The following is a 24,704-nucleotide window of genomic DNA, read 5'->3' on the forward strand; positions in this document are numbered from 1 at the left end:
GCGGGGGCCGCGGGGACGGCGCCCGGTGGGACCGGTGCCGTCGCCGCCCGGCGGCGGGCCGACCGGATCCTCGCCCGTGTCCGCGCCCCCCGCTTCCCCCGCAGACGCGTCCCGATCACCGAGCACGGCGCGGTCGGTGACGGCACGCACGACTGCACGGACGCGATCCGCGCGGCCGTCGCGGCGTGCGCGCGGGCCGGCGGCGGGCACGTGGTGGTGCCGCCGGGTGACTGGCTGACGGGGGCGGTCCATCTGCGCGACCGGATCGACCTGCACCTGGAGGAGGGCGCGACGCTGCGGTTCCGGCAGGACCCGGCCGCCTACCTGCCGGCGGTGTACACCCGCTACGAGGGCACCGAGTGCTTCAACTACTCGCCGTTCGTGTACGCCCACGGCTGCCGCACGGTGGGTGTCACCGGGCGCGGCACCCTGGACGGACGCGCCGACGCGACGCACTGGTGGGACTGGACGAAGGGCGTCGACGGCGGACCCGCGCCGCAGACCCCGGACATCCAGCAGCTCCTGGCGTGGGGCGAGGCGGGTGTGCCGGTGGCCGAGCGGGTCTTCGGCGCCGGACACCACCTGCGGCCCAGCCTGCTCCAGTTCTACCGCTGCCGTGACGTGCTGGTCGAGGGCGTCACCGTGCGCGACTCCCCGATGTGGAACATCCACCCGGTGCTGTGCGAGAACGTCACCGTGCGGGGCGTCACCGTCGACAGCCCGGACGGCCCGAACAACGACGGCGTCGACCCCGAGTCGTGCTCCTGGGTGCTGATCCAGGACTGCGTGTTCGACACCGGGGACGACTGCGTGGCGTTCAAGGCGGGGAAGAACGCGGACGGGCGGCGCGTCGGCGTGCCCATGGAGCACGCCCTGGTCGAGCGGTGCGAGATGCGCGACGGGCACGGCGGCGTCACCATCGGCAGCGAGACCTCGGGCGGGGTGTCGGACATCGTCGCCCGGGACTGCCGGATGGACAGCCCGGACCTGGACCGGGCGATCCGCGTCAAGTCCAGCCCGCTGCGCGGGGGTTACGTGCGGGACGTGCTCTGCCACGACATCACGGTCGGCGAGGTCGGGGAGGCCGTGGTGGAGATCGCGCTGAACTACGAACGCGTGGAGAGCGGCGACTTCTACCCCGATGTGCGCGGCATCGAGGTGCACCGGCTCACCACCCGCTCGGGCCCGCGCGCCTGGACCCTGATCGGCAACGACGCCAACCCGGTCCGGGACGTGCTCTTCGCCGACTGCTCCTTCGACGGCATGACCGGCGCCGGCGAGCAGCGCAACGTCGAGGGCCTGGTGCTGCGCCGGGTCACGGTCAACGGCACGGAGGTCACCGCCTGATGCACGCCACGGACAGCCCCGTGCCGGACGCGGTGCCGGACCCCTGGCGCGAGGCGGACGCCGTCGTCGCCCGGGTGGTGCCGCCCCGCTTCCCCGCCCGGGAGGTCCCCGTCACCCGGTTCGGGGCGCGCGGCGACGCCCGCACCGACTGCACCCTGGCCCTGCGCCGCGCGATCGTCGCCTGCCACACCGCGGGCGGCGGCCGGGTCACCGTACCGCCGGGGGTGTGGCTCACCGGGCCGGTACGGCTGCTCAGCCACGTCGAACTGCATCTGGCGGAAGGTGCCACCCTGCGCTTCGACCGGGACCCGGCGCGGTACCTGCCGCCGGTCCTCACCCGGTTCCAGGGCGTCGAGTGCTACGGCTACACGCCGTTCGTGTACGCCCGCGACGAGCGGGACATCGCGGTCACCGGACGGGGTGTGCTGGACGGGCAGGCGGACGAGGAGCACTGGTGGCCGTGGTCGGGGCAGGCCGAGTTCGGCTGGCGGCCGGGGATCCGGCACCAGGAGGAGGACTGGCCGCGGCTGTGGCGGCAGGCGGAGGACGGGGACCCGGTGGAGCGGCGCGTCCACGCCGACGGCCGGCGCTTCCGCCCGAACTTCGTGGAGTTCCAGCGGTGCCGGGGCGTCCTCGTCGAGGGCGTGACGATCGTCCGCTCCCCGATGTGGGAGATCCACCCGGTGCTCTGCCGCAACGTCCTGATCCAGGACGTCACCATCGACAGCATCGGCCCCAACAACGACGGCATCGACCCCGAGTCCTGCCGCGACGTGGTGATCCGGCGCTGCGACATCACCGCCGGGGACGACTGCATCGCCGTCAAGTCGGGCCGGGAGGCGGACGGGCGCCGCGTCGGGGTGCCGAGCGAGAACATCGTCATCGAGGACTGCGTGCTGCGCCACCGGTACGGCGCCATCACCCTCGGCAGCGACATGACCGGCGGTATCCGCAACGTGTACGTGCGGCGCTGCCGGATCGGCGGGCCCGGCCTCTACTTCGGTCTGTACATCAAGACCAACTCGGTGCGCGGCGGCTTCGCCGAGAACGTCCACCTCGCCGACCTGACCGTCACCCACCTCACCAAGGAGTTCATCACCTGCGACTTCCGGCGCGGTGAGGGCGACACCGGTGACTTCCCGCCGCGGGTGCGCGACGTCAGTGTCAGCCGGGCCACCGTCGGCCGGGCCCGGCGGGCCGTGCTGGCCCGTGGCTACCCGCACGCCCCGATCCGTGAACTGCGGCTGACCGACTGCCACTTCACGGAGCTGGCGGAGACGGATCTCGTAGAGTACGTGGACGGCTACGTACGGGAGAGGGTGACCGGTGGGGCGGACGGACGATGAGACGCGGCCCGGACGGTACGACCACTGTCCGTGGGAGTTCTGGAGCGGGGCCGACGAGGAGCAGCGCGCCGGTCAGCTCGCCCACCAGGAGCGGCTCGGGGAACTGATCCGGGCGGGCGGCGGTGCCGTCTCCTTCGGCGAGCGGGTCTTCGTGTCGCCGTGGGCGGGCGTGCACGCCGGGACGCTGCTGATGGGCGACCGCTCGTACATCGGCGCCCACGCCGTGGTCACCGACGAGGTGAGCATGGGCCGCGACTGCACGCTCAACCCGTTCACCACGGCGCGCGGCAAGGTGACGATGGGCGACGGTGTGCGGGTGGGCGCGCACACCTCGCTGCTCGGCTTCAACCACGGCTTCGCCCCGGACGAGCCGGTCCACCGGCAGCCGCTCACCTCCAAGGGCATCGTCATCGGCGACGACGTGTGGATCGGCTCGCACGTGGTGGTCGTGGACGGGGTGAGCATCGGCGACCACTGTGTCGTCGGCGCGGGCGCGGTCGTCACCAAGGACCTCCCGGCCTGGTCGGTGGCGGCGGGCAGCCCGGCGCGGAGGCTGCGGGACCGGCGCGACGGGGCGGCCTCCCCCGGCACCGGGAAGGGCTCCGGCGACCTCGACACCCGCCTGGAGCGGTTCGCGCGCCGCGCCCGCGAGCAGGCGGCCGACGTCCTCGACCGCTGCCGTACGGGGGACACCTGGACCGACCGGCCCGGCGCCGCGCCCACCGTGCGCGCGGTGTGCGACGCGGTGGAGATCGCGGCGCTGCTCCTCGACGGACCGCCGCCCGGCGTGCGGGCCGGGGAGCTGGTGGAGCGGCTGCGGGCGCTCCAGGATCCCGTGACCGGTCTGGTGCCGGAGTACGGCGGGCCCGCGCCGTCCCTGGACGACGACTCCGCGCTGTACCACATCCTCAGCGTGGGTTACGCCCTCGGCCTGCTCGGCTCCGGCTTCGCCCACCCGGTGCGGGCCGTCACCGAGCTGCCCGCCGAGGGGCTGGTGGCCCGTCTGGACGCGCTGCCGTGGCGGACGGCGGCGTGGCGCAGCGGACACTGGGTGGACGGGGTGGCGACCGCGCTGCACCACGCGTCGCCGTCCTCGTCCCCGGGGGTCGAGGCGCTGTTCGGCTGGCTGCTCACCCGGGCCGACCCCGTGCACGGCATGTGGGGCGCCCCGGACGCGGCGGAGGGGTGGCGGCAGCCGGTGAACGGCTTCTACCGCACCGTACGGGGGTCGTTCGCGCAGTTCGGTCTGGGGGTGCCGTATCCGGAGCGGACCGTGGACACGGTGCTCGCGCACAGCCTCGACCCGCGGTGGTTCGGTCCGGACCGGGGCACCGCCTGCGACGTCCTCGACGTGATCCATCCGCTGTGGCTGTGCGCCCGTACCACCGGTCACCGGGTCGGTGAGGGCCGGGACTGGGCGCGGCGGCAGCTGGAGCGGGTCCTCACGCGGTGGCAGGACGGGCGGGGGTTCTCCTTCGCGCTGGAGGCGGGCGGCCGGCCGGACCGGACCGCGGGCCTGCAGGGCACGGAGATGTGGCTGGCGGTGACGTGGCTCCTCGCCGACCACCTCGGGGCCGGCGAGGCGCTCGGCTACCGTCCCCGGGGCGTGCACCGGCCGGAGCCGGCCCGCACCGGCGTCCGCTGACCGGACCGGCCGGCCCGCATCCGCAGCGCCTGGGACAGCACCTGGGACGTCACCCAGGACGGGTTCCAGGTGTTGGCGGTGCCGCGTTCCTGCCAGTTGGTGGGGAAGAACCCCTCGGCCTGCTCACCGGGGTCGGTGAAGCCCCACTCCCCCGGCCGGGTGCAGATGCCCTGGCCGAAGGCGTTCAGGACCAGCTCGCCCAGTTCCCGGTAGACCGGCCGGTCCACCAGGTCGCCGAGGCGGGCGAGTTCGTACGCCGGGAAGAACACGTCGACGTGGTGGTTCTGGACGCTCACGCCGGGCCAGCCGGTGGTGGCGAACCCGCCGGGGAAGGGCACGTCCCACTGGTAGACCCAGGTGAGCAGCCAGTCGGCGGCCTCTCCCGCCCGCCTCTCCCAGCGTCTCTGGCCGGTGAGCAGCAGGAGTTCGTACACGCACAGGAAGTAGGCGATGCCGCCCTCCTTGTCCTCGCAGGCCGCGTCGAGGGTGGCGCGGGCGAAGGGCGTCGCGAAGTCGAGGGCGTGGCGCCGGCGGTACTCCTCCACGAGGGTCTCGGCGGCCAGGAGCAGGGCGCGCTCCCCGGTGACCCGGAACGCCTTCAGCAGCGCCAGTACGCAGGGCAGTCCGGCCGTTCCGGGTTCTCCGGGCAGGGGTGTGCCGTCCAGGGCCCAGCCGAACGGGGGCGGGCCCGCGTCGCAGGCCGCGCGGACGCCCTCCAGCAGGGCCCGGACCCAGCCGTAGGGGACGGCGTGGCCGTGTTCCTGGAAGAGGGCGACGATGTCGGCGAGGTCGCACAGGGTGTCGCCGAAGGCGCGGGCCGACACGAAAGCGCCGTCGTCCCGCCCGAACCCCGTCCAGGTCCCCAGGCCGGTGTCGTAGAAGCTCAGGCGCAGGCCGGGGGCGTGGGCGGCGGGGCTGCCGGCCAGCCAGAAGTTGACGGCCCGGCGGCAGCGCTCGACGCGCCAGGGCTCACCCTGTTCGACACCGATCCGCGCGTCGCACCAGGCCAGCTTCAGACACTGCCCGGTCCAGCCGTACATGAAGCCGGGGGTGTGGCCGGGGCCGGTGAACTTGAGGTAGCCGGCGGCGCCGTCGCCGTCGTACCAGCGCCGGTCGAGTGCGGCGGTCTTCAGCCGCACCAGGTCGTCCAGGGGCAGGGGCATGGCGCCGCGCGGCCGGTACAGGGCGAGGCCGCGGTGGACCAGGGCCCGGAAGCCGTGGCCGGGGCGGGCGGGGCGGCCCCAGTCCAGGACGTGGTGGGCGTGGTGCCCGGCGCCCGGCGGCAGGTCGAGGTAGCCGCCGCCGTAGGGGGCGGTGCGTCCCTTGTGGACGTAGACGGTGTCGGGGCGGTTGTCGAAGAGCAGGGCGCCGCTCAGGGCGAGCAGGGTCACGCCCGTGTGGCCGGTGACGGCGCCGAGGGAGCCCTCGCCGGGGTCGGCGGCGTAGAGGGTGGCGTACCGGGTGGTGCGGCCGGTGCCCCACTCGGCGTGGGCGGCGGGGACGGGCAGCCGGTGCTCCTCTACGACGAGTCCGCCGCCCCGGCCGCCCGCGGTGAGCCGGGGCACGGTGCGCGCCGGGTCGGCGGACGGGTTGCCCCGGTAGAGGACCTGGGGCAGGGTGACCGCCTCGGGGCTCCGGGCCGGGACGGGGAGGGCGAGTCCCAGCACGGCGTCGGCGCAGGGGGTGTCGCCGGTGGTGCGCCAGGTGGTGCGGGCGTGCAGGAGGCCGTCGGTGAAGGCGAGGCGCAGCAGCACCTGGAGCCTCGCTGGTCCGGCCAGGACGCAGCGCAGTTCGAGGCCGTCTCCCGCGCACGCGGGCACGCAGGAGCGGACGCCCGGCCGGAGCGGCCGCCAGGGCCGTCCGGTGGACGCGACGAAGAGGTCGTCCAGGGCGACACCCAGGCGGGTGGAGCCGTCGCGGGCGGTGTGGCCGAGGACGAGCCGCGGTGCTCCGTGGCCGCTCTCGGTGTACTCCACGAACCGGTCTCCGCTGTCGATGCGGAACATTCGCAACTCCCATCTCTGTAACGGGTGTTGACCCCGTGCGGTGGCAGCGGAACCATTGTGGCATTCGCCTGGCATACCAGTGGCGTACCTTGCGCGTTTCCCCATAAGGAGAGGCCCTCGAATGACCGCACATCCGCAGGACGGCACACAGCCGCCGAGCCGCCGGAAGTTCGTCGCCGCCTCGGCCGCCGTGGGAGCCGCGGCGCTGGCCGGTACGGCCGGCGCCGCCGCCGCTCCCGCCCACGCACGCCCGACGGTCACCGCGCGGACGGCCGCCGGGCGCGCCGGGGCCGTGTGCACGCCGATCCCCAACAAGTACGACGAGCCGTTCGAGGTCTGCGACGACGAGCTGTTCGTCTTCATGGCCAACTACAAGCCGTTCGAGAACCCCGGGTTCTTCGACGCGGTCATCGGGGACGCGCTGCGCGCGGCCTTCCCCGGCCTCAAGATCAAGGCGGCGGCCTGGGACCGGCCGATCCGCTACGAGGACCTCGACAAGGCCGGTGTCGTCCCCGACATCGTCATCGAGGACCCGCGCCGGCGCATCGACCGCGACCTGGAGCCGCGCGGCTGGACCCGCGACCTCACCGACGACGTCCGCTCCGCCGGGATCGACCTGGGCGCGCTGAACCCGGCCGCCGTCGCGCAGGTCAGAGCCCGTTCGGACGGCGGGCTCTACGGAGTGCCGCTGTTCGTGGACGACTTCGTCCTGCTCCACAACAAGAAGATCTTCGACATGAAGGGGCTGCGGCCGCCGCGCAACGGCGTCACCTACGACGAGGCGTTCCGGCTGGCGAAGAAGCTGACGTTCGAGAAGAACCTGGTCGCGTACAAGGGTTACCTCCAGCATCCGGACCTGTATCTGGAGTTCAACCAGCTGGGGCTGTACCCGTTCGTGCCGGGAGCGAGCGAGAGCCCGGCGCCCGAGGACGTGAGGGTCGACATCACCTCGGCGGGCTGGCAGCGGCTCGGCGCCAACATGGAGCGCTTCCTGCTCCACCCGCACAACATCTTCACCAGCGTCGACGACTACCTGCTGACCGGCAGTGTGGCGATGGCGGTGGACAGCCTCTGGAAGCTCAACGCCTACGCCCTGAGCCCTCTCTACCTCCAGCAGGACGACGCGGCTCAGTGGCGGGAGCTGGCGAAGAAGGTGGAGATCGGCGTCACCTCGGTGCCGGTGCTCGGCCAGGGCGAGTCGGGCACCTACCAGCCGAACACCATGGCCGCCTTCCTGCCCCCGCAGTCGACGAAGAAGGCGCAGGCCCTCCAGGTCCTCAAGTGGCTGGTGTCGCAGGAGGGCCAGGTGGAGCTGGCGCGGCACGGCATGAAGCCGGCGCTGCGCTCGCGGGCCGTCGAGGCGGCCTTCGGGTCGGCGGTCCCGGAGCTGGCCGGCATCGACACCTCGGGGATCTTCTGGGGGGACAACGCCGTCGTCTCGGGCTACGAGAACACCGAGTACTGGGACCTGCCGCTGTACATGGTCTTCCGGCAGCATGTGCTGAAGGACGGGCTCAAGGTGTCGTCCGCGCTGACGATCACCGAGACCGTCGACATCCCGAAGTACATCAAGAGCCAGGTGGAGCTGGGCTTCGACTGGTGACGTCACCGCTTGCGGAGCCGTACCGCGAGGTACGGCTCCGCGGGCAGTTCGACCGTGACGTCCCCGCCCGACACGTCGGGCCGCGCGTCGACGGTCGTGTTCCAGGTGTCGAGGACCTCCACACTCCAGGTGCCCTCGGGCAGGGCGAAAGGGCGCCGGGGGTAGCGGTGGGGTCCGAGGTACTGCAGGAGGTACTCCCCCGGCGCCTCCAGCGTCGAGGCGTCGTAGGTCTCGGGGGCGTGCGCGAGGCCGGGCGGGGCCGTGTCGAGAACGTCGCGCAGGAAGGCGACGCGGTCGGCCGCGGTGCCGCCCAGGACGCCACCGCCCGCGCTCCAGGGCCGTTCCCCCCAGTGCTCGGCGTGGGCCGCGTAGCCGCCCCGGCAGACCGCCTCCCAGATCCGGGAGACCAGTTCGGTGCCGGGCAGCGCCCGCTCCGGGTCGGCCGGGTCGTCGCCCTCGGCGCCGCAGTCGTCGACCAGCACGGGCTTGCACAGCTCCGTGACGAGGGCCGAGACGGCCCGCGTCCCCGGGTGCCGGACGGAGGCGTGGGTGATCCAGGGCGCGCCGAAGTCGGTGTCCGGCGGCCCGTGCACGGTGAGCGGGTGGTGTCCGTGGTCGTACTCCTGGATGTCGGTCTGCGCCTCCGGGTCGGGCGGCGCGCACCACCACACGTTGGGCCGGGCGGCCAGGCGGGTGACGGTCGCGGCGAGGTCGCGGCCGTCGAGGACGACCTCCGCCTGGACGCCGAGCGCCGCGAGCGCGCCGACCTGGTGGTCGAGGCGGTCGAGCGGGAGACCGGTGGCGGTGAGCCGCACCTTGGTGAAGGGGGCGTCGGCAAGGGCGCGCAGGGTGGCCTCGTCGGCCTGCGGGACGCTGGTCGTGAACGGGTGGAAGGGGGTGCCGTCGGCGTGCCGGAAGCGGGTCCCGTGGACGCGGACGGGTCCGCGGTCCGGGCGCGGGGAGGTGGGGGTCATGTCGCCTTCCGGATGCGCAGGGCCAGGTCGGGACGGTGGTCCAGGGGGACGCGTACGGTGCCCCGGTGCGGTCCGCCGGGCAGTTCGGTCACCGTCATCTCCCAGGTGTCGACCAGGTCGAGTGCCCAGGGGCCGCCGTCCGCCGGGAGGGGGACGTCGCGGTGGCGGTGGCGGTGGTCGCCGAAGTACACGAAGCGGTCGCCGGCGGACTCTTCCCACAGGCGGCGCAGGAAGGCGATGCGGGGCGTGGCCTCGCCGTGCAGCCGGCCGCCCCGGGAGATCCAGGCGGCGCCGTCCGGGTCCTGTTCGGGGTAGCACTCGCCGTGGCCGACGAAGGCGCCGGCGGTCATGCCGTGCCAGAACTGCCGCAGCAGCGCCCGGCCGGTGAGGTTGCCCCAGCGGCGGCCCAGGACGCCCTCGTAGCCGATCTCGTCGAAGACCAGCGGCTTGGGGACCGTGTCGAGCCACCGGGGTGCCAGGCGGGTGTCCCAGTGCTGCACGGACTGGTGGGTGGTCCAGGGGGTGCGGGCGTCCCAAACGCTCTCGTACTCGTACATGCGGGTGCCGTTATGGATGGAGCGCGGGTGCTGGTAGGGGTCGGCGCGCTGGACGTACCGGCCGATGCGGTTCCAGTCCTCGGTCGTCTTGGCGGTGTTGAAGTCGTACTCGTTGGCGACCGCCCACCACACGTTGCGGTGGGCGGCGAGGCGGGCGACGACGTGCCGGACGAGGAACAGGTCCTCCTCGCGGGTCATGTCGTCCACGCCCCAGTGCCCGCGGTCGTAGGGGTGGAAGAGGATGATGTCCGCCTCGATGCCGAGGTCGCGCAGGTCGCGGACGCGTCGTTCGAAGCGGGCGAAGAAGAGCGGGTCGAAGCGGGACGTGTCGAGGGCGCCCGGACGGGGCGGTCCCGGCTCGGTCCCCGGGAAGGGCAGCCGGGGCGGGTCCATCGCGCGGGTCGGCAGCAGGCACATGCGGACCTTGTTGAAGGGCGAGCCGGCGAGCGAACGCAGGGTGCGCTCCTCCAGCTTCTCGTCCTCGTCGTGGGTCCAGTGGTAGCAGGTGGTGCCGAACGGCAGGTACGGGGTGCCGTCGGCGTACCGGAAGGCGCGCGGGCCCGCGACGCGGACGGGGCCGTGGTTGCCGGGACCGGCGGGTGTGCACGTGAACCCGCCCTCGACACCGTCCAGTCCGGGTGCCGTGGAGCGGGTCGTGTACGTCCACGGCCCCTCCCGGTCGGGCATGAACCGCACCCGGTGGACGCCGTCGCCGTCGTGGAAGCCGTCGGCGCGCACCACGCGGTGCCGGTGGCGGAACTCGGCGCCGAAGCCGACGTCCCGCCAGGGGTTGCCGCCGGCCGGTCCGCGGAGGGTCAGCTCGAAGGTGTCCCAGCGCTCCACCCGCTCGGCGGCGGTCACGGGCGTTCCCGCCTGATCCACTCCTCGCTCACCACGACGTGCTTGATGGTCTTGCGGAGGTAGGAGTAGGCGATGTGCAGCAGGCCGTCGCGGGTCTGGAGGACGCAGGGGTAGGAGTAACCGTACTCGGTCTCCCGGTACTCGTCGTCGGCGCGCTGCACGTCGCGGCGCCAGGGCCAGGTGCGTCCGTCGTCGTCGGAGAGGGCCAGGGTGAGCGGGGTGCGCAGCGCCTTCTTGCGGCGCCCGGCGCCCTTCCCCACCCAGCGGTACTCGCCGCGCTCCAGGCTGGCGTGGTTGTAGACCAGTGCCAGGGCGCCGCTCGCGAGCCGGGTCACCTGGACCGCCGAGTTGTTGTTGGGCAGTTCGGTGGGGACCGGCCGGGTCCAGGTGCGGCCCGCGTCGGTGGAGGTGACGGCGTGCACGCGGTCGGCGGCGCGGCTGCGCAGCAGACCGAGGAGCGAGCCGTCGCCGCGGCGGACGGCGGTGAGCTGGACGAGGTGGTCGGTGCCCGGCAGGTCGTACTCCTTCCAGCCGGTGCCGCCGTCCTCGCTGATGAGGACGGTGCTGTGCTCGGCGCCGGGTCGGCAGCGGTAGGCGGGCAGCAGCCAGGTGCCGTCGCCCGGGTCGAGGGGCGGGTTGCGCACGTAGACACCGGGACCCTCGTGGGCGACGCGCGGGGGGCTCCAGGTGCGGCCGCCGTCCGCGGAGGTGCGGGCGACGAGGCGGGCGGTGGTCTGGTCGTGGGGCTCGTTGGAGGGGTGCCAGAGCCACACCGTGCCGTCGGGGCGGCGGGCGAGGACGGGGTTCTGCTCGGACCGGTCGGGGTCGGCGGAGAGGACGACGGGCTCCGTCCAGCGGCCGGTGGCGGCGGGCAGCCGGGACAGCACCACGCCGGTGTCCCTGTCGCCCTCGTCGGGGCCGTTGAACCAGGCGCACAGCAGGTCGCCGTCGTCGACCTCCAGGAGGGTCGCGGCGTGGCTGTCCCCCGGGTGCCGGGTGGGCAGCAGCGCCTCGCGGACGGCCGGGTCGCCGTCGCGGGGGCGCGGCACGCCGTCGAACCTCGGATCGCGTGCGGGTGTCTTCTCCCCGGTCATGCCGCCTCCACTCCCCTCAGCTCCAGCTCTCCGGCGAAGTGGCAGGCCGCGGTCCGGCCCGGGGCGATCTCCCGCAGCGCCGGGACCTCGGTGCGGCAGCGGTCCTTCGCGTGGAAGCAGCGCGGGTGGAAGGGGCAGCCGGGCGGCACCGCGGAGGCGTCGGCGACCTCGCCGCGCAGCACCACCCGCTCCCGGCGCCGCGCCCCCGGGTCGGGGTCGGGCACGGCGGACAGCAGCGCCTCGGTGTACGGGTGCAGGGGCTGTCCGTAGAGTGCGGCGGTGGCACCGGTCTCGACGACCCTGCCGACGTACATGACCGCGATCTCGTCGGCCATGTACTCCACCACGCCCAGGTCGTGCGAGATGAACAGGTACGTCAGGTCGGACTCGTCCTGGAGGTCCTTGAGCAGGTTGAGGATCTGGGCGCGGACCGACACGTCGAGGGCGCTGACGGCCTCGTCGGCGACGACGAGACGGGGCGCGAGGGCGAGGGCGCGGGCGATGCCGACGCGCTGGCGCTGGCCGCCGCTGAAGGCGTTGGGATAGCGGCGCAGGTACTCGGGGCGCAGGCCGACCCGGCGGAGCAGGTCCGCGACGCGTTCCTCGGTCTCGGCGCGGGTGAGGCCCAGGTTGACGCGGAGCGGCTCGCCGACGATCTGGAGCAGCGTCATGCGGGGGTTGAGGGAGGCGAAGGGGTCCTGGAAGACGAGCCGGATCTCACTGCGGTAGGGCTTGAGGGCGCGTTCGTCGAGGGCGGCGAGGTCGACCGGGGTGCCGTCGGTGCGGCGGTAGGAGATCTCCCCGGAGGTGGGCGGGAAGACCCGCATCAGACAGCGGCCGAGGGTGCTCTTGCCGCAGCCGGACTCGCCGACCAGGGCCAGGGTGCGGCCGGCGGGGACGGTGAGGTCGACGCCGTCGACGGCGCGGACCTGGCCGACGGTGCGGCCTAGGAGGCCGCGGCGGATGGGGAAGTGCTTGGTCAGCCCGCGGGTCTCCAGCAGCGGGGGGCGGGCCTGGGGCGGTGCGCTCATCGGGTGGTCTCCTCGTACAGCAGGCAGCTCACGGCGCCTGGGCGGCCGGGTCCGGTGACCGGGGCCGGCGCTCGCACGTCGCAGCGGCCGGCCATGAACTCGTCGCAGCGCGGGTGGAAGGGGCAGCCCGCGGGCCGCCGGTAGGCGTGCGGCACCATGCCGCGCACGGGTCTGAGGCGCTCCCGCGATCCGGAGCCCAGCTTGGGCACGGAGCGCAGCAGCGCCTTGGTGTAGGGGTGGCGGGGGGCGCGGAAGACGTCCTCCACGGGGCCGTCCTCCACGACCGTCCCGAGGTACATGACGGCGACGCGGTCGGCCATCTGGGCGGCGACGCCGAGGTCGTGGGTGATGAGCATGACGGCCATGCCGGTCTCCTGCTGGAGGGAGCGCAGCAGGTCGAGGATCTGGGCCTGGGTGGTGACGTCCAGGGCGGTGGTGGGTTCGTCGGCGATGAGCAGGTGCGGGCCGCAGGAGAGGGCCATGGCGATCATGGCGCGTTGCAGCATGCCGCCGCTCATCTGGAAGGGGTACTCGTCGACGCGCCGCTTCGGGGCGGGGATGCCGACGCGGCCGAGGAGGTCGATGACGCGGGCGCGGGCCTCGGCCTTGGTGACGGGTTCGTGCAGCCGGATCGCCTCGCCGATCTGGTTGCCGAGGGTGTGCATGGGGCTCATCGCCGCCATGGGTTCCTGGAAGACCATGGCGATGCGGGAGCCGCGCACCGCCCGTACGGTGCGGGGGTCGGCGGTGACCATGTCGGCCATGCCGTCGTCGGTGCGGACCCGGACGTGTCCGCCGGTGATGCGGCCGGGCCGGTCGACCAGGCGCAGGACGGAGCGGGCCATGACGCTCTTGCCGCAGCCGGACTCGCCGACGACGGCGAGGACCTCACCGCGGCCGATGGTGAGGTCGACGCCGCTGACGGCGTGCACGACGCCCTCGTCGAGTTCGAAGCGGGTGTGCAGCCCCTCGACCTCCAGTACGGTCTCCATCCGCGCTCCCTACTGTTTGTACGGGTCGGCGGAGTCCCGCAGCCCGTCGCCGACGAAGTTCATGGCGAGCACGGTGACGAAGACCGCGACGCCGGGCAGGAGCAGCCACGGCGCGGTCTCCACCGTGCGGACGTTCTGGGCCTCCTGGAGCAGGACGCCCCAGCTGACCGCGGGTGACTGCAGGCCGAGGCCGAGGAAGCTCATCGCGGTCTCGCCGAGGATCATGGCCGGGACGGCCATGGTGAGCGAGGCGATGACGTGGCTCGACATCGACGGGACCATGTGCCGGAAGATGATCCGGCCGCGCCCGCAGCCGTCGAGCCGGGCGGCGGTCACGAAGTCCTCCTCGCGCAGGGACAGGAACCGGCCGCGGACCACCCGGGCCAGGCCGGTCCAGCCGATCACGGAGAGGATGGTGGTGATGGCGAAGTACCGCGTCATCGGGCCCCAGTCGGCGGGGACGGCGGCGGACAGCGACAGCCACAGCGGCAGGGTGGGGATCGCCATCAGGAACTCGATGACCCGCTGGATGAGGGTGTCGGGGGTGCCGCCGAAGTAGCCGGAGACGCCGCCGAAGAGCAGACCGAGCAGGAAGCTGACGGCGACCCCGATGAGGCCGATGGAGAGCGAGACCCGGGAGCCGTGCACGATCCGGGAGAGCACGTCGCGTCCGGAGCGGTCGGTGCCGAGGAGGTACACCCTGGTGTCCGGGTCGGCGGAGCCGATGAGGTGGCGGTCCCAGGGGATGAGGCCCCAGAGGCGGTAGGAGTCGCCGCGGGCGAGGAACCGCACCGGGACGCGCTGTCGGGGGTCGACGGTGTGGATCTGCTCGAAGGTCTCCTCGTCGCGGACGGTGCGGTAGCCGTTGACGTACAGCCGCAGTCCGTCGTCCCGGCTGAGGTCCACCTTGACCGTCTGCGGCGGGGCGTAGGTGTGCTTGGCGTCGCCGGCGCTCGGCGAGCCCGGGGCGAGGAACTCCGCGAAGACGACGACGAGGTAGGCGCAGAGCACGACGACGGCGCCCGCGACGGCCAGCTTGTGCTTGCGGAACTTCCGCCACACCAGCCGCCAGGGCGAGCCGCGGCCGGCCGCCGCGTCGATGTCCTCCTCCCCCGCGGTCGGCGCGGGGGGCTTACTGGTCCTGGTCGGCACGGTCGGCTCAGCCTCCCTCGTAGCGGTGCCGGATCCTCGGGTCCCACCAGGCGAGGACGAGGTCGCTGACCAGGGTCCCGATGACGGTGAGGGTGGACAGGATCAGCACGAAGCTGCCCACGAGGTACATGTCCTGGTTCTCGACGCCGCTCAGCAGCAGCGGTCCGGTGGTGGGCAGGCTCATGACGATGGAGATGATCGTCTCGCCGCTGATGAGTCCGGGCAGCAGCCAGCCGACGGTGGAGAAGAACGGGCTCAGTGACATCCGCACCGGGTACTTCACCAGCAGCTTCCACTCGGGCATGCCCCGGGCGCGCGCCGCCACGACATACGGTTTGTACAGCTCGTCCAGGAGGTTGGCGCGGGTGATGCGGATCAGTCCGGCGGTGCCGGAGAGTCCGATGATGAGGACGGGCAGCCAGAGGTGTCCGGCCAGGTCGAGGAGTCTGCCGAGGTTCCAGGCGGCGTCCTGGTACTCGGGTGAGAACAGTCCGCCGGGGCTCTGTCCGAACCAGCGCATGCCGGCCCACATCAGGACCAGGGCCAGCAGGAACTCGGGGACGGCCATTCCGAAGAACCCGAAGAACGTGGCCAGGTAGTCGCCGGGCGAGTACTGGCGCACGGCGGAGAGGATGCCGATCGGGAAGGCGACGGCCCACACCAGCAGCAGGGTGGAGACGGACAGGAAGAAGGAGAGTCCGACGCGGTCCCAGATAAGGTCGGAGACCGGGCGGCTGTTCCAGGCGAACGCCTGCCCGAAGTCGCCGTGCAGCAGGATGTGGGAGATCCATTTGCCGTACTGGGCGAGGAAGGGCTGGTCCAGTCCGTACCGTTCGCGCAGGGCGGTGAGCTGCGCCGTGCTCATCAGCTCGCCGCGGCTCTCCGCCTCGGCCTGGAGGGTCGACACGTAGTCGCCGGGCGGCAGGCTGATGATGAAGAACGACGCCAGGGAGACCGCCCACAGGGTGACGGCCATCCACAGCAGGCGGCGGAGCAGGAACGAGAGCATGCGGGTCTCCCGTCCGTCCGTCAGGCCGTGCCGGAGAAGAAGTACGTCGCGGGGTTGCTGGGCCCCGGGGCCTGGTGCATCACCGCCGCGTTGAACCGCTCCGGCACGTTGTGGACGTCGTTCTTGACGATGCCGTACTCGCTGGGCGGGGTGGAGACGCCGATGTAGTAGAACTGCTCCTTGGTGATGGCGAGGATCTCGCGGGCGAGGCCGAGGGCCTTCTTCGGGTCGAAGGTGGCGCGCATCTCGTCGAAGAGGCCGAGCTGTTCGCGGACGCGGGCCGGGGGGCGTTCGCCGTCCTTGCCGTCCCGGGTGTACCACTTGGCCCACTCGCCGCCGAACCGGGAGGAGCCGCGCGGGTTGTTCGGCAGGTAGTAGTGGTTGCCGCCGACGCCGGTGCGCAGGTCGAAGTTGCCGCCCTGCCAGGTGGCGGCCTCCGACTGGCCGGCCTCGACGCGCTCCCAGTACAGGGTCTCGGCGAGCCGCTGGATGTTGGCCTTCACGCCCGCCCGCTGCCAGTCCGCGCGGATCAGGTCGAGGGCGTCGACCTGGTCGGGCTGGTCGGAGACGACGAGCACGTTGAAGGAGACGGGGTCACCGTCCTCGGTGAGGCGGATGCCGTCGCCGTCGCGGCGGGTGAAGCCGGCCCGGTCGAGGTACTCGGCGGCGCGGGCCCGGCTGTACTCGGTGTACTGCCCGCCCAGCCCCGCGTCGTACAGTTCGTTGCCCTCGACCGGGGCGCACTGCCAGGGCTTGCCCTGACCGCCGTAGATGGTGTCGATGATCTTCTGGCGGTCGATGGCGTACGACAGCCCGACGCGGAAGTCCCGGTTGGCGAAGAGCTTGCGCTTCTTCGCGTCGGGGTGGGTCTGGTTGAAGCCGATGATCATCGTGTTGGCGAGGTCGGGTTCGACCTCGACGATCCGGTAGCCGCCCTTGTCGCGGTTGCGGGCGATGACGGGCTTGTTGCGGATCGTGCCGATGTTGCCGAGCTGCATGTCGAGGTCGCCGTTGGTGACTTTGAGGACCTCCACCTCGACGTCCTGGACGACGTCGACGACGACCTTGTCTATGTAGGGCAGCTGGCGGCCGTCGGGGTCGGTCTTCCAGTAGTAGGGGTTGCGTTCGGCCACGACGCTGCTGCCCTCGCCGACCTCGTTGCGCGCCACCCAGGGGTTGAGGGTGGGCAGGTCCGGGTTGGCCCAGGGGTCGGCGCGCAGCGGGATGTAGTCGGACCACGCGTCGAGGCCCGCCTTCTTCGCGAGGGCGTCCGCGTCCGAGCCGTACTTGGGGTGGAACCGCTTGAGGTAGTGCGACGGCAGCACCATGACGACGCCGGAGGTGCCCGCGATCTCCTCCAGGAAGCCGGGCTTGGGCTCCTCGTAGACGTAGCGCACGGTGCGCGCGTCGGTCTTCTCGAAGCGCGCGGGCTTCCCCGAGCGGGAGAGCCAGAGTTCGTAGACACCGGAGCGGTGCAGCTCGGGGTCGATGTTGTAGTCGGTGAAGGCGAAGGCGAAGTCGTCGGTGGTCACGGGCTTGCCGTCGGACCACTTCAGGCCGGTGCGCAGGGTGAAGAGGAACTCCCTGCCGCCGCCCCGCACCTCGTACTTCTCGCAGACGTTGGGCAGGATCTCGGTCTTGGACACGCCCTGCCAGTCGGCGGCCCAGGCCACGAGAGGCTCGTAACCGAGGCTGTAGCGGAGCCAGTTCATGTCCTCCTGGGTGAGCATCGCCGAGTGCCAGGTGCCGCCGTGGGCGCCGGTCCGCTCCAGCGGTTCCACGGTCAGGGGCTTCTCGGGGAGCCGGTCGGCGAGCTTCGGCAGCTTGCCCGCGTCGGCGCGCTCCTTCAGCGCGGGCGCCTCCTTGCCCCGCGCGCCGCCGCCCCGGGAGTCGCCGCCCTCGGGGTCGGTGTCGAAGAACCCGCAGCCGGACAGCGACGCGGCCGCCAGGAGGCCGCCGCCCGCCCGCAGCAGGGTGCGCCGGTCGAGCAGGCCGGCGTGCGGCGGGGAGGGCCTGCGGTCAGGAGTCATGTCCACGCTCCTTTGCGTGTGCTGCCGCCTCCAGCTCGCGGACCCTGGGCACCACGGTCGCGGCCAGGGCTCTTCGCTCCTGGTCGTCGAGGGGGGCCAGCGGGCCGGCGGCACGGGTGTCATCGATGCGGCCGAGGGCCGCCAGGACGAATTTGAAGGTGCTGACGACCGAGGAGAGGGTCGGCTCGTGCCGGGCCGCGCGCATCAGCTCCAGCAGGTCCTCCAGCTGCTCCTGGAGCAGCCGGGCGCGCGGCCAGTCACCGGCGCGGGCCGCGTCGTAGAGCGCGACCAGGTGCCGGGGGGTCACATTGGCGAGGGAGGAGGTGGCTCCGGCCGCGCCCGCGTACAGCGACAGGTCGGTGAGGCTGGACCCGCCGGTGAAGCACGGCAGGTCCACGCCGAGCCGGTCGGCGCCGCGCAGCAGTCGCCGCAGCCAGGTCATGTCCCCGGCGCTGTCCTTGATCCCGCACAGCACGCCCTCGCCGGCGAGGTCGAGGACGCAGTCGACGGTGAGCGCGGACGGGGTGAGCTGCGGCATGTGGTACGCCATGACCGGGAAGCCGACGGCCTCGGCGACGGCGCGGTAGTGGTCGCGCAGCTCCTCGCGTCCGTACGGGGCGAAGTAGGGGGCGATGACGGCGATCTCGTCGGCGCCCGCGTCGACCGCGGCCCGCGCGTGGCGGACGGTCGGCGCGGTCGCCGCGTCCCCGACGTGCGCGATGACCGGGACGCGGCCGTCGGCGGTCTTGGCGGCGACGCTCACGGCGAGCGCGCGCTCGGTGTCGTCCAGCGTGTGGAACTCGCCGGTGGTGCCGTTGATCCACAGGCCGTGCACCCCGGCGTCGATCAGTGCGGTCAGGTGGCATTCCAGCGAGGTCTCGGCCAGGGAGCCCGTCGCGGTCATGGGTAACACGGTCGGTGCGATGATCCCGTGGAGCTGGTGTCCGGACATGAGCACCTCGCGGCATGTCGGTGGTATGCCATGAGTCTGTTGAGAGCCGGTGTGGCCGTCAACCCCTGTGGCACGGCTGTCTGTTCGAGCGCGGGGCGGTGCGCCCGCTAGTGATTGATCTTCACGCGGCTGAACTGTGCCGTGACGTAGTGGTGGACGTCGTTGGCCTGCTGGGCGCCGTCGACGAAGAGCCCGGCGTACACCTGGTCGGCCATCGGTATCCGCTCGTAGCCGATGCGGGTCCACTGCAGGGAGTCCGGGGAGATCTCGGAGGTGAACTCGTCGCCGCGCAGGGTGACGCGCAGCCAGTACGCCTTGTCGGAGAGCTTCTGGTCCTCGTCGGCGGGATAGGTGCCGACGCTCATCTCGGTGCCGCTGGCGTGGATGCGTTTGACGGCGCCGCGGTGGCCGCCCGCGCCGACGTACAGGCCGAGGGCGTTGAACGGCGAGTCGGCGGTGAGGTTCTCGCGGATCATGATGCCGGCCCAGACGCCCTCGTAGACGGCGCTGAGGGAGTCGAGGCGGGCGACGACCTCCACCACCTCGTCGCCGGGGGCGTCGATCCTCTGGTGGACGAAGTGGCAGGAGTCCTTGCGGCCGCGCAGTCGGCCCGAGCCGCGCAGGGTGAAGACACCGCCCTTGAGAGCCGCGGCACCGGGGAGGGGGACCTTGCCGATGTCCTGGGAAGTCCAGGGGGCCACGTCCGTCACCCGGTCGACATGGACGGGGACCAGGGCGGACGTCGTCGCGGTGCCGGTGCTGTCGGTGGCGCGAGCGGTCAGGTGGTGGGTGCCCTCGGGGGCGCTCTGCCAGACCGCCTCGTAGGGCGCGCCGGTCGCCTCTCCGACCTTCCGGTCGTCGGCGTAGAACACCACCAGGTCGATCGTCGCGCCATCGTGCGCGGTGGCGTCGGCGCGCAGGGTGATGTCCTGGGTGCCGGTCGCGGAGGCGAGGACGGTGTCGACGGCGGGCGCGGTCAGGGTGACGGTGGGGTTGGCGGCACCGGCCGGGCGCAGGGAGTGCAGGTACAGCTCCAGGTTGCTGTAGCCGGTCGCCGGGTCGACGTCGGCGCCGCCGCCGGTCAGCCCGTGGGCCTGGGCCCAGGCGTCGGGGACGCCGTCGTGGTCACTGTCGGCGGGGGCCTCGGCGGCGGCGAACGGAACGACCCCGCCGGCCTCCTTCTGCGAGTTGATCATGCGTCCGGTGCCGGCGCGGACGTCGGCGAGGACCCGGGCGTCGACGGCGTCCCGGCGCGGGAGGGTCGCCCCGGCGCCCGCGACGACCGCCTTGTACGCGTCCTTGGCCGACTGCTCCTCGATCGGGTCGGCGACCTCGAAGGGCTCCGCGCTGAGGGTGGCGCCGCCGACCGGGAGGACGATGCCCCGGCGGTTGTCCCGGGTGACGTCCGCATGGCCCTCGACGACGTTGCCCGCGACGTGCCAGGAGCCGCCGCGGTCGGGCGAGACGATGACGGGGGCGACCTCGGCGAGGGTGTTCGGGCCCGGCTTGTAGTAGTTGGCGACCATGTTGACGCCGTCGGCCCACTCACCGCCGTAGCAGGAGGTGTAGCCGTGGTTGTAGATGACGTTGTTGCGGTGGTCGACGCGCTGGGCGACGTCCTCGACGAAGCTGAACCGGGGGTTGCGGCCGCCCTGGTGGGCGAGGAGGTTGTGGTGGTAGGTGACGTTGTCGCCGCCCCACAGGCCGCCGTAACCGTGCAGGCCCTTCTCGTGGGCGGAGAGCGCCAGGCCCTCGGAGACGATGCACCACTGCATCGTGAAGTTCTCGTTGCCGTACGGGGAGCAGACCTCGTCGACCGCCCAGCTGAACGAGCAGTGGTCGATGATGACGTTGCGGCAGCGTTCCATGCCGAAGGTGTCGATGGGGGTGCCGAGGGTGTCCGTGCCGCGGAACCGCAGGTGCCGCAGGATGATGTTCTCGACGTCCTTGGCCTTGGTCTCGTTGCCGATGACGCAGATGCCGTCTCCGGGGGCGGATTCCCCGGCGATGGTGAGGTTCGAGCCGAAGATGTCGAGGCCGCCTTCGAGCACGATGTTGCCCGAGACGCGGAAGACGATCGTGCGGTCGCTGCCGGAGACCGCCTCGCGCAGCGACCCCGGCCCCGCGTCGGCGAGGGTGGTGACCTCGTAGACCTCGCCGCCGCGTCCCCCGGTGGCGTACCGGCCGCCGCCTTCCGCGCCCGGGAAGGCGAGGACGCCCGCGGCGGCGTCGGCCGCCGCGGCCAGCTTCTCGGCGGCCCGCGCGGACGGCGTGTGCAGGGTGGCGGCGCCGATGAGCGCCCCGGCGCCCACGACGAAGGCGCGGCGGCCCAGGGATCTGCCGTCGGCGGTGGTGTGTCCGTTGACTCGCTCCATGCCGTGTCTCTCCTAGGGGAAGGGCTCAGGGCTGGTCGGCGCAGCGCACGTCGAGGTCCCAGAGGATGACGTCGAGGGCGTGCGGGCTGATGGTGTGCTCGCCGTGGGTGGCGTCGTCGAGGAGCTCCCAGTGGCCGTTGCCGATGACCTCGATCCGGTGGCGCACCACGGGTGCGTAGGCGCGGTGGGCCACGCCGTTGAAGCAGCAGGCGTCGAACCGGTTGAGGATCTGGAGCTGGCTCCGGTGCTCGCCGACCGCGGCCAGCGCGTACAGGTCGGGGAAGTCGCTGATGCCGTAGAAGACGGGGTGGCGGTCCAGGCGCTGCTCCCAGTCGCCGGTGGTGGGGCTCGGCTTGGGCGGTGCGGAGCGCAGGAAGAACGGCAGCGAGCCGGCCGTCGGGTAGCTGCGGGTGACGCGCGGGTCGAGCGCCGGGTAGACGGTGGTGGCCCAGCCGCCGCCGGAGAGCCCGATCATCTGGAGGGACGGTGGCCGGTACGTCCGCTGTACGTGGTTGACGGCGACCGCGAGGGGCTCCAGGAAGAACCGGAGGGTGGAGAACGCGGCGGTCTCCCAGGGGCCGAGGTCGTTGTGGTTCTCCAGGGTCACCGTGGTGTCCGGGTCGGTGGGGCTGCGCAGGGTCTTCGGGTTCCAGTGGTAGAGCGGCATCGCGCAGAGCAGCACGCCGTAACCGGCGTCGAGGAGCGCCTGCGCGGTGCGCAGCATCGTCTCCGGTGTCTCGCCGTGGCCGTTGTGGTAGAGGGCGAAGCGGCCGTGGGCGGCGGGCCAGCGCGGCAGCAGCAGGTAGGACACGGAGCGCAGGCCGTAGGGGAGGGTCACGGTGAGCCGGTCGGTGCGGCGGACGCCGGTGAAGGCGGGCAGCTCGGGTGCGGTGACGTCCCGTTCGACGTCGGGCAGGGTGTCGGGGAGCCGTCCGCCGGCGGACTTCCACACCTCGGCGACGAGCCGTTCCCGCAGGCGGGCGGTGTCCGCCTCGGTGTGCACGGTCATGAGCTGTTCGACGTCGACGCCGACGGCCTGCTGGGGCAGGGCGCGGTAGTCGACGCTGTGGGCCGCGGCCGCCTCCCGGTCGACGGGTGCGACGGGACGGGGCCGCGCGGGCGGGCGTCCGGCCCCGGTGCCCGGTCGGGCGGACGCCGTGCCGGGGCCCCCGAGCGCGGTGGCGGCCGCGGTGGCTCCGGCGGTTCCCAGCAGTCCTCTGCGGCTGATGACGGACATGGACGGCCCCTTCAGTCGTCGCGGTCGTGGTCGTGTCCGGTGTCCGGGGACGGGTCCCAGCCGGCCAGCAGCCGGGCCGGGTCGCGCCATTCGCGCGCCTCGGCGGCGGACAGCTGCCGCGAGCAGGGCAGCCGCGCGCCGGTGTCCACGGGTGTCCCGGCCAGATCCGTGCTGCCGTACTCCCAGAAGCGCAGGTCCTGTCCGGTCGAGCAGTCGAAGCCGGTCAGGCCCCAGCCGACGGGCGCCACGTGGGTGTCCATGGCGGTGTCGAGGAAGACCGCCTGGCTGGCCGGGAAGCGGCTGTCGATGCGGCTGAGCAGCACGCTGCCGTCCGCGACGGAGTCCGCGCGGGTGAGCCGGGTGTCGACGAGGACGGCGCCGGGCGCCCCGGCGGCGTTGCGGATCTGGCTGATGTAGCCGATGTCCAGCGACCTCAGTTCGGAGTCGCGGACGTAGACGCCGCCGGTCCCCCAGAGGAAGTCGACGTCGCCCTCGACGTAGGAGCCGGTGACGTACGCCCGTCCCTGGAGCCGCAGGCTGTCCTGGAAACTGACGACGCGCACGTGGTCCAGGACGATCCGGTCGCCGTTGCCCCGGAACGCCTCGGCCTGGGAGCCGCCCTCCGGGGTGAGGTTGTGGACGGTGACGTCGCGCAGCCGGAAGTCGTCCGCGTCGACGCCGAACGCGGCCCGCCAGCAGTTGAACCGGTCCGGTTCGGGCAGCACCCGGCGCGGGCAGTAGCTCTGCTCGGGCGGCACCCCGGCCATCGCGGAGTCGCCGTTGAGCAGGTTGTTGTTGGGGTAGCCGATGACGGTACGGGACGCCCCGGCGCCCCGGATGCTCACGTGCGGCCGGTCCGGGCCGACGTAGACGATCTCCCGGTACGTGCCGGGGGCCACGTCGATGCGGACCTCGTGGCGGTTGCCCTCGGGTACGGAGTCGACGGCGCCCTGCACGGTGCAGAAGTCTCCACCGCCGCGCGCGTCGACGCGCAGGTCGCGGGTGCCGGGGCGGGGTCCGTCGGCGGTCCGGAAGCGCCAGGCGTGCGGCGAGGCGATGCCGGGGTGGCCCCGGAAGAAGCCCGGGTCCACGGTGACGTAGTACCGCTCCCCCGGCTCCAGGGTGCGGTGCAGCAGGACCGTGGCGGTGCGGCCGGTGACGACGACCGGTTCGTAGGTCCAGCGGTGCGGCTCGCCGAAGTCGGAGCGGGCGCCGCCGATCAGGCGCCGGTACGTCGCCGGGTCGGCGAGGTCGACGGTGTCCACGGCGCTGCCGTCGGCGGCGCGGCGCACCGTCAGACGTCCCTCGGTGCCGAGGGTGACGTCGGCGGCGAAGCGCAGGCGAAGGGGGGTGTCGGCGCAGACCGCCGACGCGGTGCCGTTCGGGCCGAGCGCCACCGTCGCCCCGTCCGCCGCCGACGCGGGCGGGGCGACGGCCGCGGAGGCGAGCAGCACGGCGAGGGCCGGCCCCGCGCGCAGCAAGGGGCGCAGCTGCGGCGGCAAGAACGACAAGAGCGCGGTGAGCTGACGAGCCATCGATCGCATGGGAACCGACTCCTCCGGCATACCTATGGCATGCCAGCGATGGAAGCACATGAGTCACTCCCTGAACACCCCTCCGGCACGAACCGGCAGACACGTCGCCGACCAGTGGCATACCATGGGCCGGACGAGTGAACCGAACGGTACGGTGGCCCGGACAGCAGTCGCGGAGTGCCAGGAGGACGGCATGACCCCACCGAAAGCGGCATCGGCCCGGCCGGAGCCGGCCTCGCCGTCGACCTCTTCGTCGACCTCGCCGGCGTCCGAGGAGAGCCTGGAGACACAGGCCCGCAAGGCGCTGGTGGACTGGCTGACGAAGGAGCACCCCGCGCCCGGACAGCCCGTCCCCGTACGGGAGTTCGCGCGGCGCCTCGGCATGAGCCGTACCCCGGTGCGCAGCGCGGTCGGCCGTCTTTACGAGCGCGGTCTGCTGGCCTACGATCCCGTCGCCGGCTTCACCGTGGCCATCCCCTCGCTCTCCAGTATCTACGAACTCTTCGAGCTGCGGCTGATGCTGGAGTCGCACGCCCTCCGGCTGTTCGCCGAGCGCACCGACCGGGAGCCGCCGGCCCGGCTGCGGGAACTGGTGGACGAGGCCGACGAGCTGGCCCGGGAGTCGGTCGCGGACCACACCCGGTACATCGACTTCCGGGAGAACGACAGCCGCTTCCACCGCGCCATGGTGGAACTGGGCGGTCTCCCCCGGCTGCTGGAACTCCACGACGACCTGCACCTGAGCATCCACGTGACCCGGACCGGCATGGAGGCCCCCATCACCGCGGCGCGGCTGAACACCGCCGTCGCGGAGCACCGGGCCGTGGTCGACGCGCTGGAGCGCGGCGACCGGCAGGCGGCCCGGGACCTGCTGGAGGCCCACATCCTGCGCGTGCGCGACCAGACCATCGCCTTTCTCGCCCGGCCCACCATCTGAGGGCCCATCTCCCAGGGGAGA

At 72.8% G+C, this 24,704-nt stretch carries 18 protein-coding genes; 5 read left to right on the plus strand and 13 right to left on the minus strand.

Annotated elements, in window-relative coordinates; all coding sequences use genetic code 11:
• The 3 genes from UW392_RS11090 to UW392_RS11100 all read left to right on the plus strand — a co-directional run.
• Positions 1–1,347 (plus strand): glycoside hydrolase family 28 protein (locus UW392_RS11090; RefSeq protein WP_320774752.1); only part of this gene is annotated, 1,347 nt, incomplete at its 5' end.
• Entirely contained in the window at positions 1,347–2,693 is a 1,347-nt protein-coding gene (locus UW392_RS11095) for a glycoside hydrolase family 28 protein (RefSeq protein WP_320774753.1), read from the plus strand. The genes UW392_RS11090 and UW392_RS11095, both read left to right, overlap by 1 nt.
• Positions 2,674–4,338, plus strand: a complete 1,665-nt coding sequence (locus tag UW392_RS11100; RefSeq protein WP_320774754.1) for an acyltransferase — start codon at positions 2,674–2,676, stop codon at positions 4,336–4,338. The genes UW392_RS11095 and UW392_RS11100 overlap by 20 nt, the downstream gene beginning before the upstream one ends.
• Here UW392_RS11100 and UW392_RS11105 read toward each other — a convergent pair.
• Complete coding sequence (locus tag UW392_RS11105; RefSeq protein WP_320774755.1) at positions 4,284–6,344, minus strand: hypothetical protein; 2,061 nt, start codon at positions 6,342–6,344, stop codon at positions 4,284–4,286. The two genes, UW392_RS11100 and UW392_RS11105, sit on opposite strands and share 55 nt — an antisense overlap.
• Before the next feature lie 121 nt (positions 6,345–6,465).
• Here UW392_RS11105 and UW392_RS11110 point away from each other — a divergent pair, with 121 nt between their 5' ends.
• On the plus strand, positions 6,466–7,947 hold the full coding sequence (locus tag UW392_RS11110) for an ABC transporter substrate-binding protein (RefSeq protein WP_320774756.1): 1,482 nt from the start codon (positions 6,466–6,468) through the stop codon (positions 7,945–7,947).
• 2 nt (positions 7,948–7,949) lie between these two features.
• Here UW392_RS11110 and UW392_RS11115 read toward each other — a convergent pair whose 3' ends face one another.
• From UW392_RS11115 to UW392_RS11170, 12 genes are all read right to left on the minus strand, one after another.
• A complete protein-coding gene (locus UW392_RS11115) occupies positions 7,950–8,921 on the minus strand; it encodes a DUF5605 domain-containing protein (RefSeq protein WP_320774757.1) in 972 nt (323 codons plus the stop codon).
• On the minus strand, positions 8,918–10,339 hold the full coding sequence (locus tag UW392_RS11120; protein ID WP_320774758.1) for a DUF5060 domain-containing protein: 1,422 nt from the start codon (positions 10,337–10,339) through the stop codon (positions 8,918–8,920). The genes UW392_RS11115 and UW392_RS11120 overlap by 4 nt, the downstream gene beginning before the upstream one ends.
• On the minus strand, positions 10,336–11,433 hold the full coding sequence (locus UW392_RS11125) for a sialidase family protein (RefSeq protein WP_320774759.1): 1,098 nt from the start codon (positions 11,431–11,433) through the stop codon (positions 10,336–10,338). The genes UW392_RS11120 and UW392_RS11125 overlap by 4 nt, the downstream gene beginning before the upstream one ends.
• Positions 11,430–12,464, minus strand: coding sequence for an oligopeptide/dipeptide ABC transporter ATP-binding protein (locus UW392_RS11130; protein WP_320774760.1), 1,035 nt, complete (start codon positions 12,462–12,464; stop codon positions 11,430–11,432). The genes UW392_RS11125 and UW392_RS11130 overlap by 4 nt, the downstream gene beginning before the upstream one ends.
• Positions 12,461–13,456, minus strand: a complete 996-nt coding sequence (locus UW392_RS11135; RefSeq protein WP_320774761.1) for an ABC transporter ATP-binding protein — start codon at positions 13,454–13,456, stop codon at positions 12,461–12,463. The genes UW392_RS11130 and UW392_RS11135 overlap by 4 nt, the downstream gene beginning before the upstream one ends.
• A gap of 9 nt (positions 13,457–13,465) precedes the next feature.
• Positions 13,466–14,608, minus strand: a complete 1,143-nt coding sequence (locus UW392_RS11140; RefSeq protein WP_320774762.1) for an ABC transporter permease — start codon at positions 14,606–14,608, stop codon at positions 13,466–13,468.
• Between the two features lie 7 nt (positions 14,609–14,615).
• On the minus strand, positions 14,616–15,617 hold the full coding sequence (locus tag UW392_RS11145; RefSeq protein WP_320774763.1) for an ABC transporter permease: 1,002 nt from the start codon (positions 15,615–15,617) through the stop codon (positions 14,616–14,618).
• A 20-nt stretch (positions 15,618–15,637) separates the two neighbouring features.
• Positions 15,638–17,647: an ABC transporter substrate-binding protein gene (locus tag UW392_RS11150; protein WP_320774764.1), complete on the minus strand. Its 2,010-nt coding sequence runs from the start codon at positions 17,645–17,647 to the stop codon at positions 15,638–15,640.
• Positions 17,637–18,599 carry a dihydrodipicolinate synthase family protein gene (locus tag UW392_RS11155; protein ID WP_320774765.1) on the minus strand — a complete coding sequence of 321 codons (963 nt, stop codon included), beginning with the start codon at positions 18,597–18,599 and terminating at the stop codon, positions 17,637–17,639. Before UW392_RS11155 ends, UW392_RS11150 begins: the two co-directional genes overlap by 11 nt.
• A gap of 107 nt (positions 18,600–18,706) precedes the next feature.
• Complete coding sequence (locus tag UW392_RS11160) at positions 18,707–20,974, minus strand: Ig-like domain-containing protein (RefSeq protein WP_320774766.1); 2,268 nt, start codon at positions 20,972–20,974, stop codon at positions 18,707–18,709.
• 25 nt (positions 20,975–20,999) lie between these two features.
• On the minus strand, positions 21,000–22,211 hold the full coding sequence (locus UW392_RS11165) for a hypothetical protein (RefSeq protein ID WP_320774767.1): 1,212 nt from the start codon (positions 22,209–22,211) through the stop codon (positions 21,000–21,002).
• Positions 22,212–22,222: 11 nt separating this feature from the next.
• The gene (locus UW392_RS11170) at positions 22,223–23,755 is read right to left on the minus strand and encodes a pectinesterase family protein (RefSeq protein ID WP_320774768.1); all 1,533 of its coding nucleotides are present in this window, start codon (positions 23,753–23,755) and stop codon (positions 22,223–22,225) included.
• A gap of 184 nt (positions 23,756–23,939) precedes the next feature.
• On the opposite strand from UW392_RS11170, the gene UW392_RS11175 reads away from it, so the two are divergent.
• Positions 23,940–24,683 carry a GntR family transcriptional regulator gene (locus UW392_RS11175; RefSeq protein WP_320774769.1) on the plus strand — a complete coding sequence of 248 codons (744 nt, stop codon included), beginning with the start codon at positions 23,940–23,942 and terminating at the stop codon, positions 24,681–24,683.
• Positions 24,684–24,704: the final 21 nt, after the last annotated feature.

It is taken from the genome of Streptomyces sp. CRN 30 (assembly GCF_034105845.1).

Bases quoted from the DNA above. Each gene is read 5' to 3' on its own strand.
- UW392_RS11095 (WP_320774753.1), top strand. From the start codon at position 1,347: ATGCACGCCACGGACAGCCCCGTGCCGGACGCGGTGCCGGACCCCTGG.
- UW392_RS11105 (WP_320774755.1), bottom strand. From the start codon at position 6,344: ATGTTCCGCATCGACAGCGGAGACCGGTTCGTGGAGTACACCGAGAGC.
- UW392_RS11110 (WP_320774756.1), top strand. From the start codon at position 6,466: ATGACCGCACATCCGCAGGACGGCACACAGCCGCCGAGCCGCCGGAAG.
- UW392_RS11115 (WP_320774757.1), bottom strand. From the start codon at position 8,921: ATGACCCCCACCTCCCCGCGCCCGGACCGCGGACCCGTCCGCGTCCAC.
- UW392_RS11125 (WP_320774759.1), bottom strand. From the start codon at position 11,433: ATGACCGGGGAGAAGACACCCGCACGCGATCCGAGGTTCGACGGCGTG.
- UW392_RS11130 (WP_320774760.1), bottom strand. From the start codon at position 12,464: ATGAGCGCACCGCCCCAGGCCCGCCCCCCGCTGCTGGAGACCCGCGGG.
- UW392_RS11135 (WP_320774761.1), bottom strand. From the start codon at position 13,456: ATGGAGACCGTACTGGAGGTCGAGGGGCTGCACACCCGCTTCGAACTC.
- UW392_RS11145 (WP_320774763.1), bottom strand. From the start codon at position 15,617: ATGCTCTCGTTCCTGCTCCGCCGCCTGCTGTGGATGGCCGTCACCCTG.
- UW392_RS11150 (WP_320774764.1), bottom strand. From the start codon at position 17,647: ATGACTCCTGACCGCAGGCCCTCCCCGCCGCACGCCGGCCTGCTCGAC.
- UW392_RS11155 (WP_320774765.1), bottom strand. From the start codon at position 18,599: ATGTCCGGACACCAGCTCCACGGGATCATCGCACCGACCGTGTTACCC.
- UW392_RS11160 (WP_320774766.1), bottom strand. From the start codon at position 20,974: ATGGAGCGAGTCAACGGACACACCACCGCCGACGGCAGATCCCTGGGC.
- UW392_RS11165 (WP_320774767.1), bottom strand. From the start codon at position 22,211: ATGTCCGTCATCAGCCGCAGAGGACTGCTGGGAACCGCCGGAGCCACC.
- UW392_RS11170 (WP_320774768.1), bottom strand. From the start codon at position 23,755: ATGCGATCGATGGCTCGTCAGCTCACCGCGCTCTTGTCGTTCTTGCCG.
- UW392_RS11175 (WP_320774769.1), top strand. From the start codon at position 23,940: ATGACCCCACCGAAAGCGGCATCGGCCCGGCCGGAGCCGGCCTCGCCG.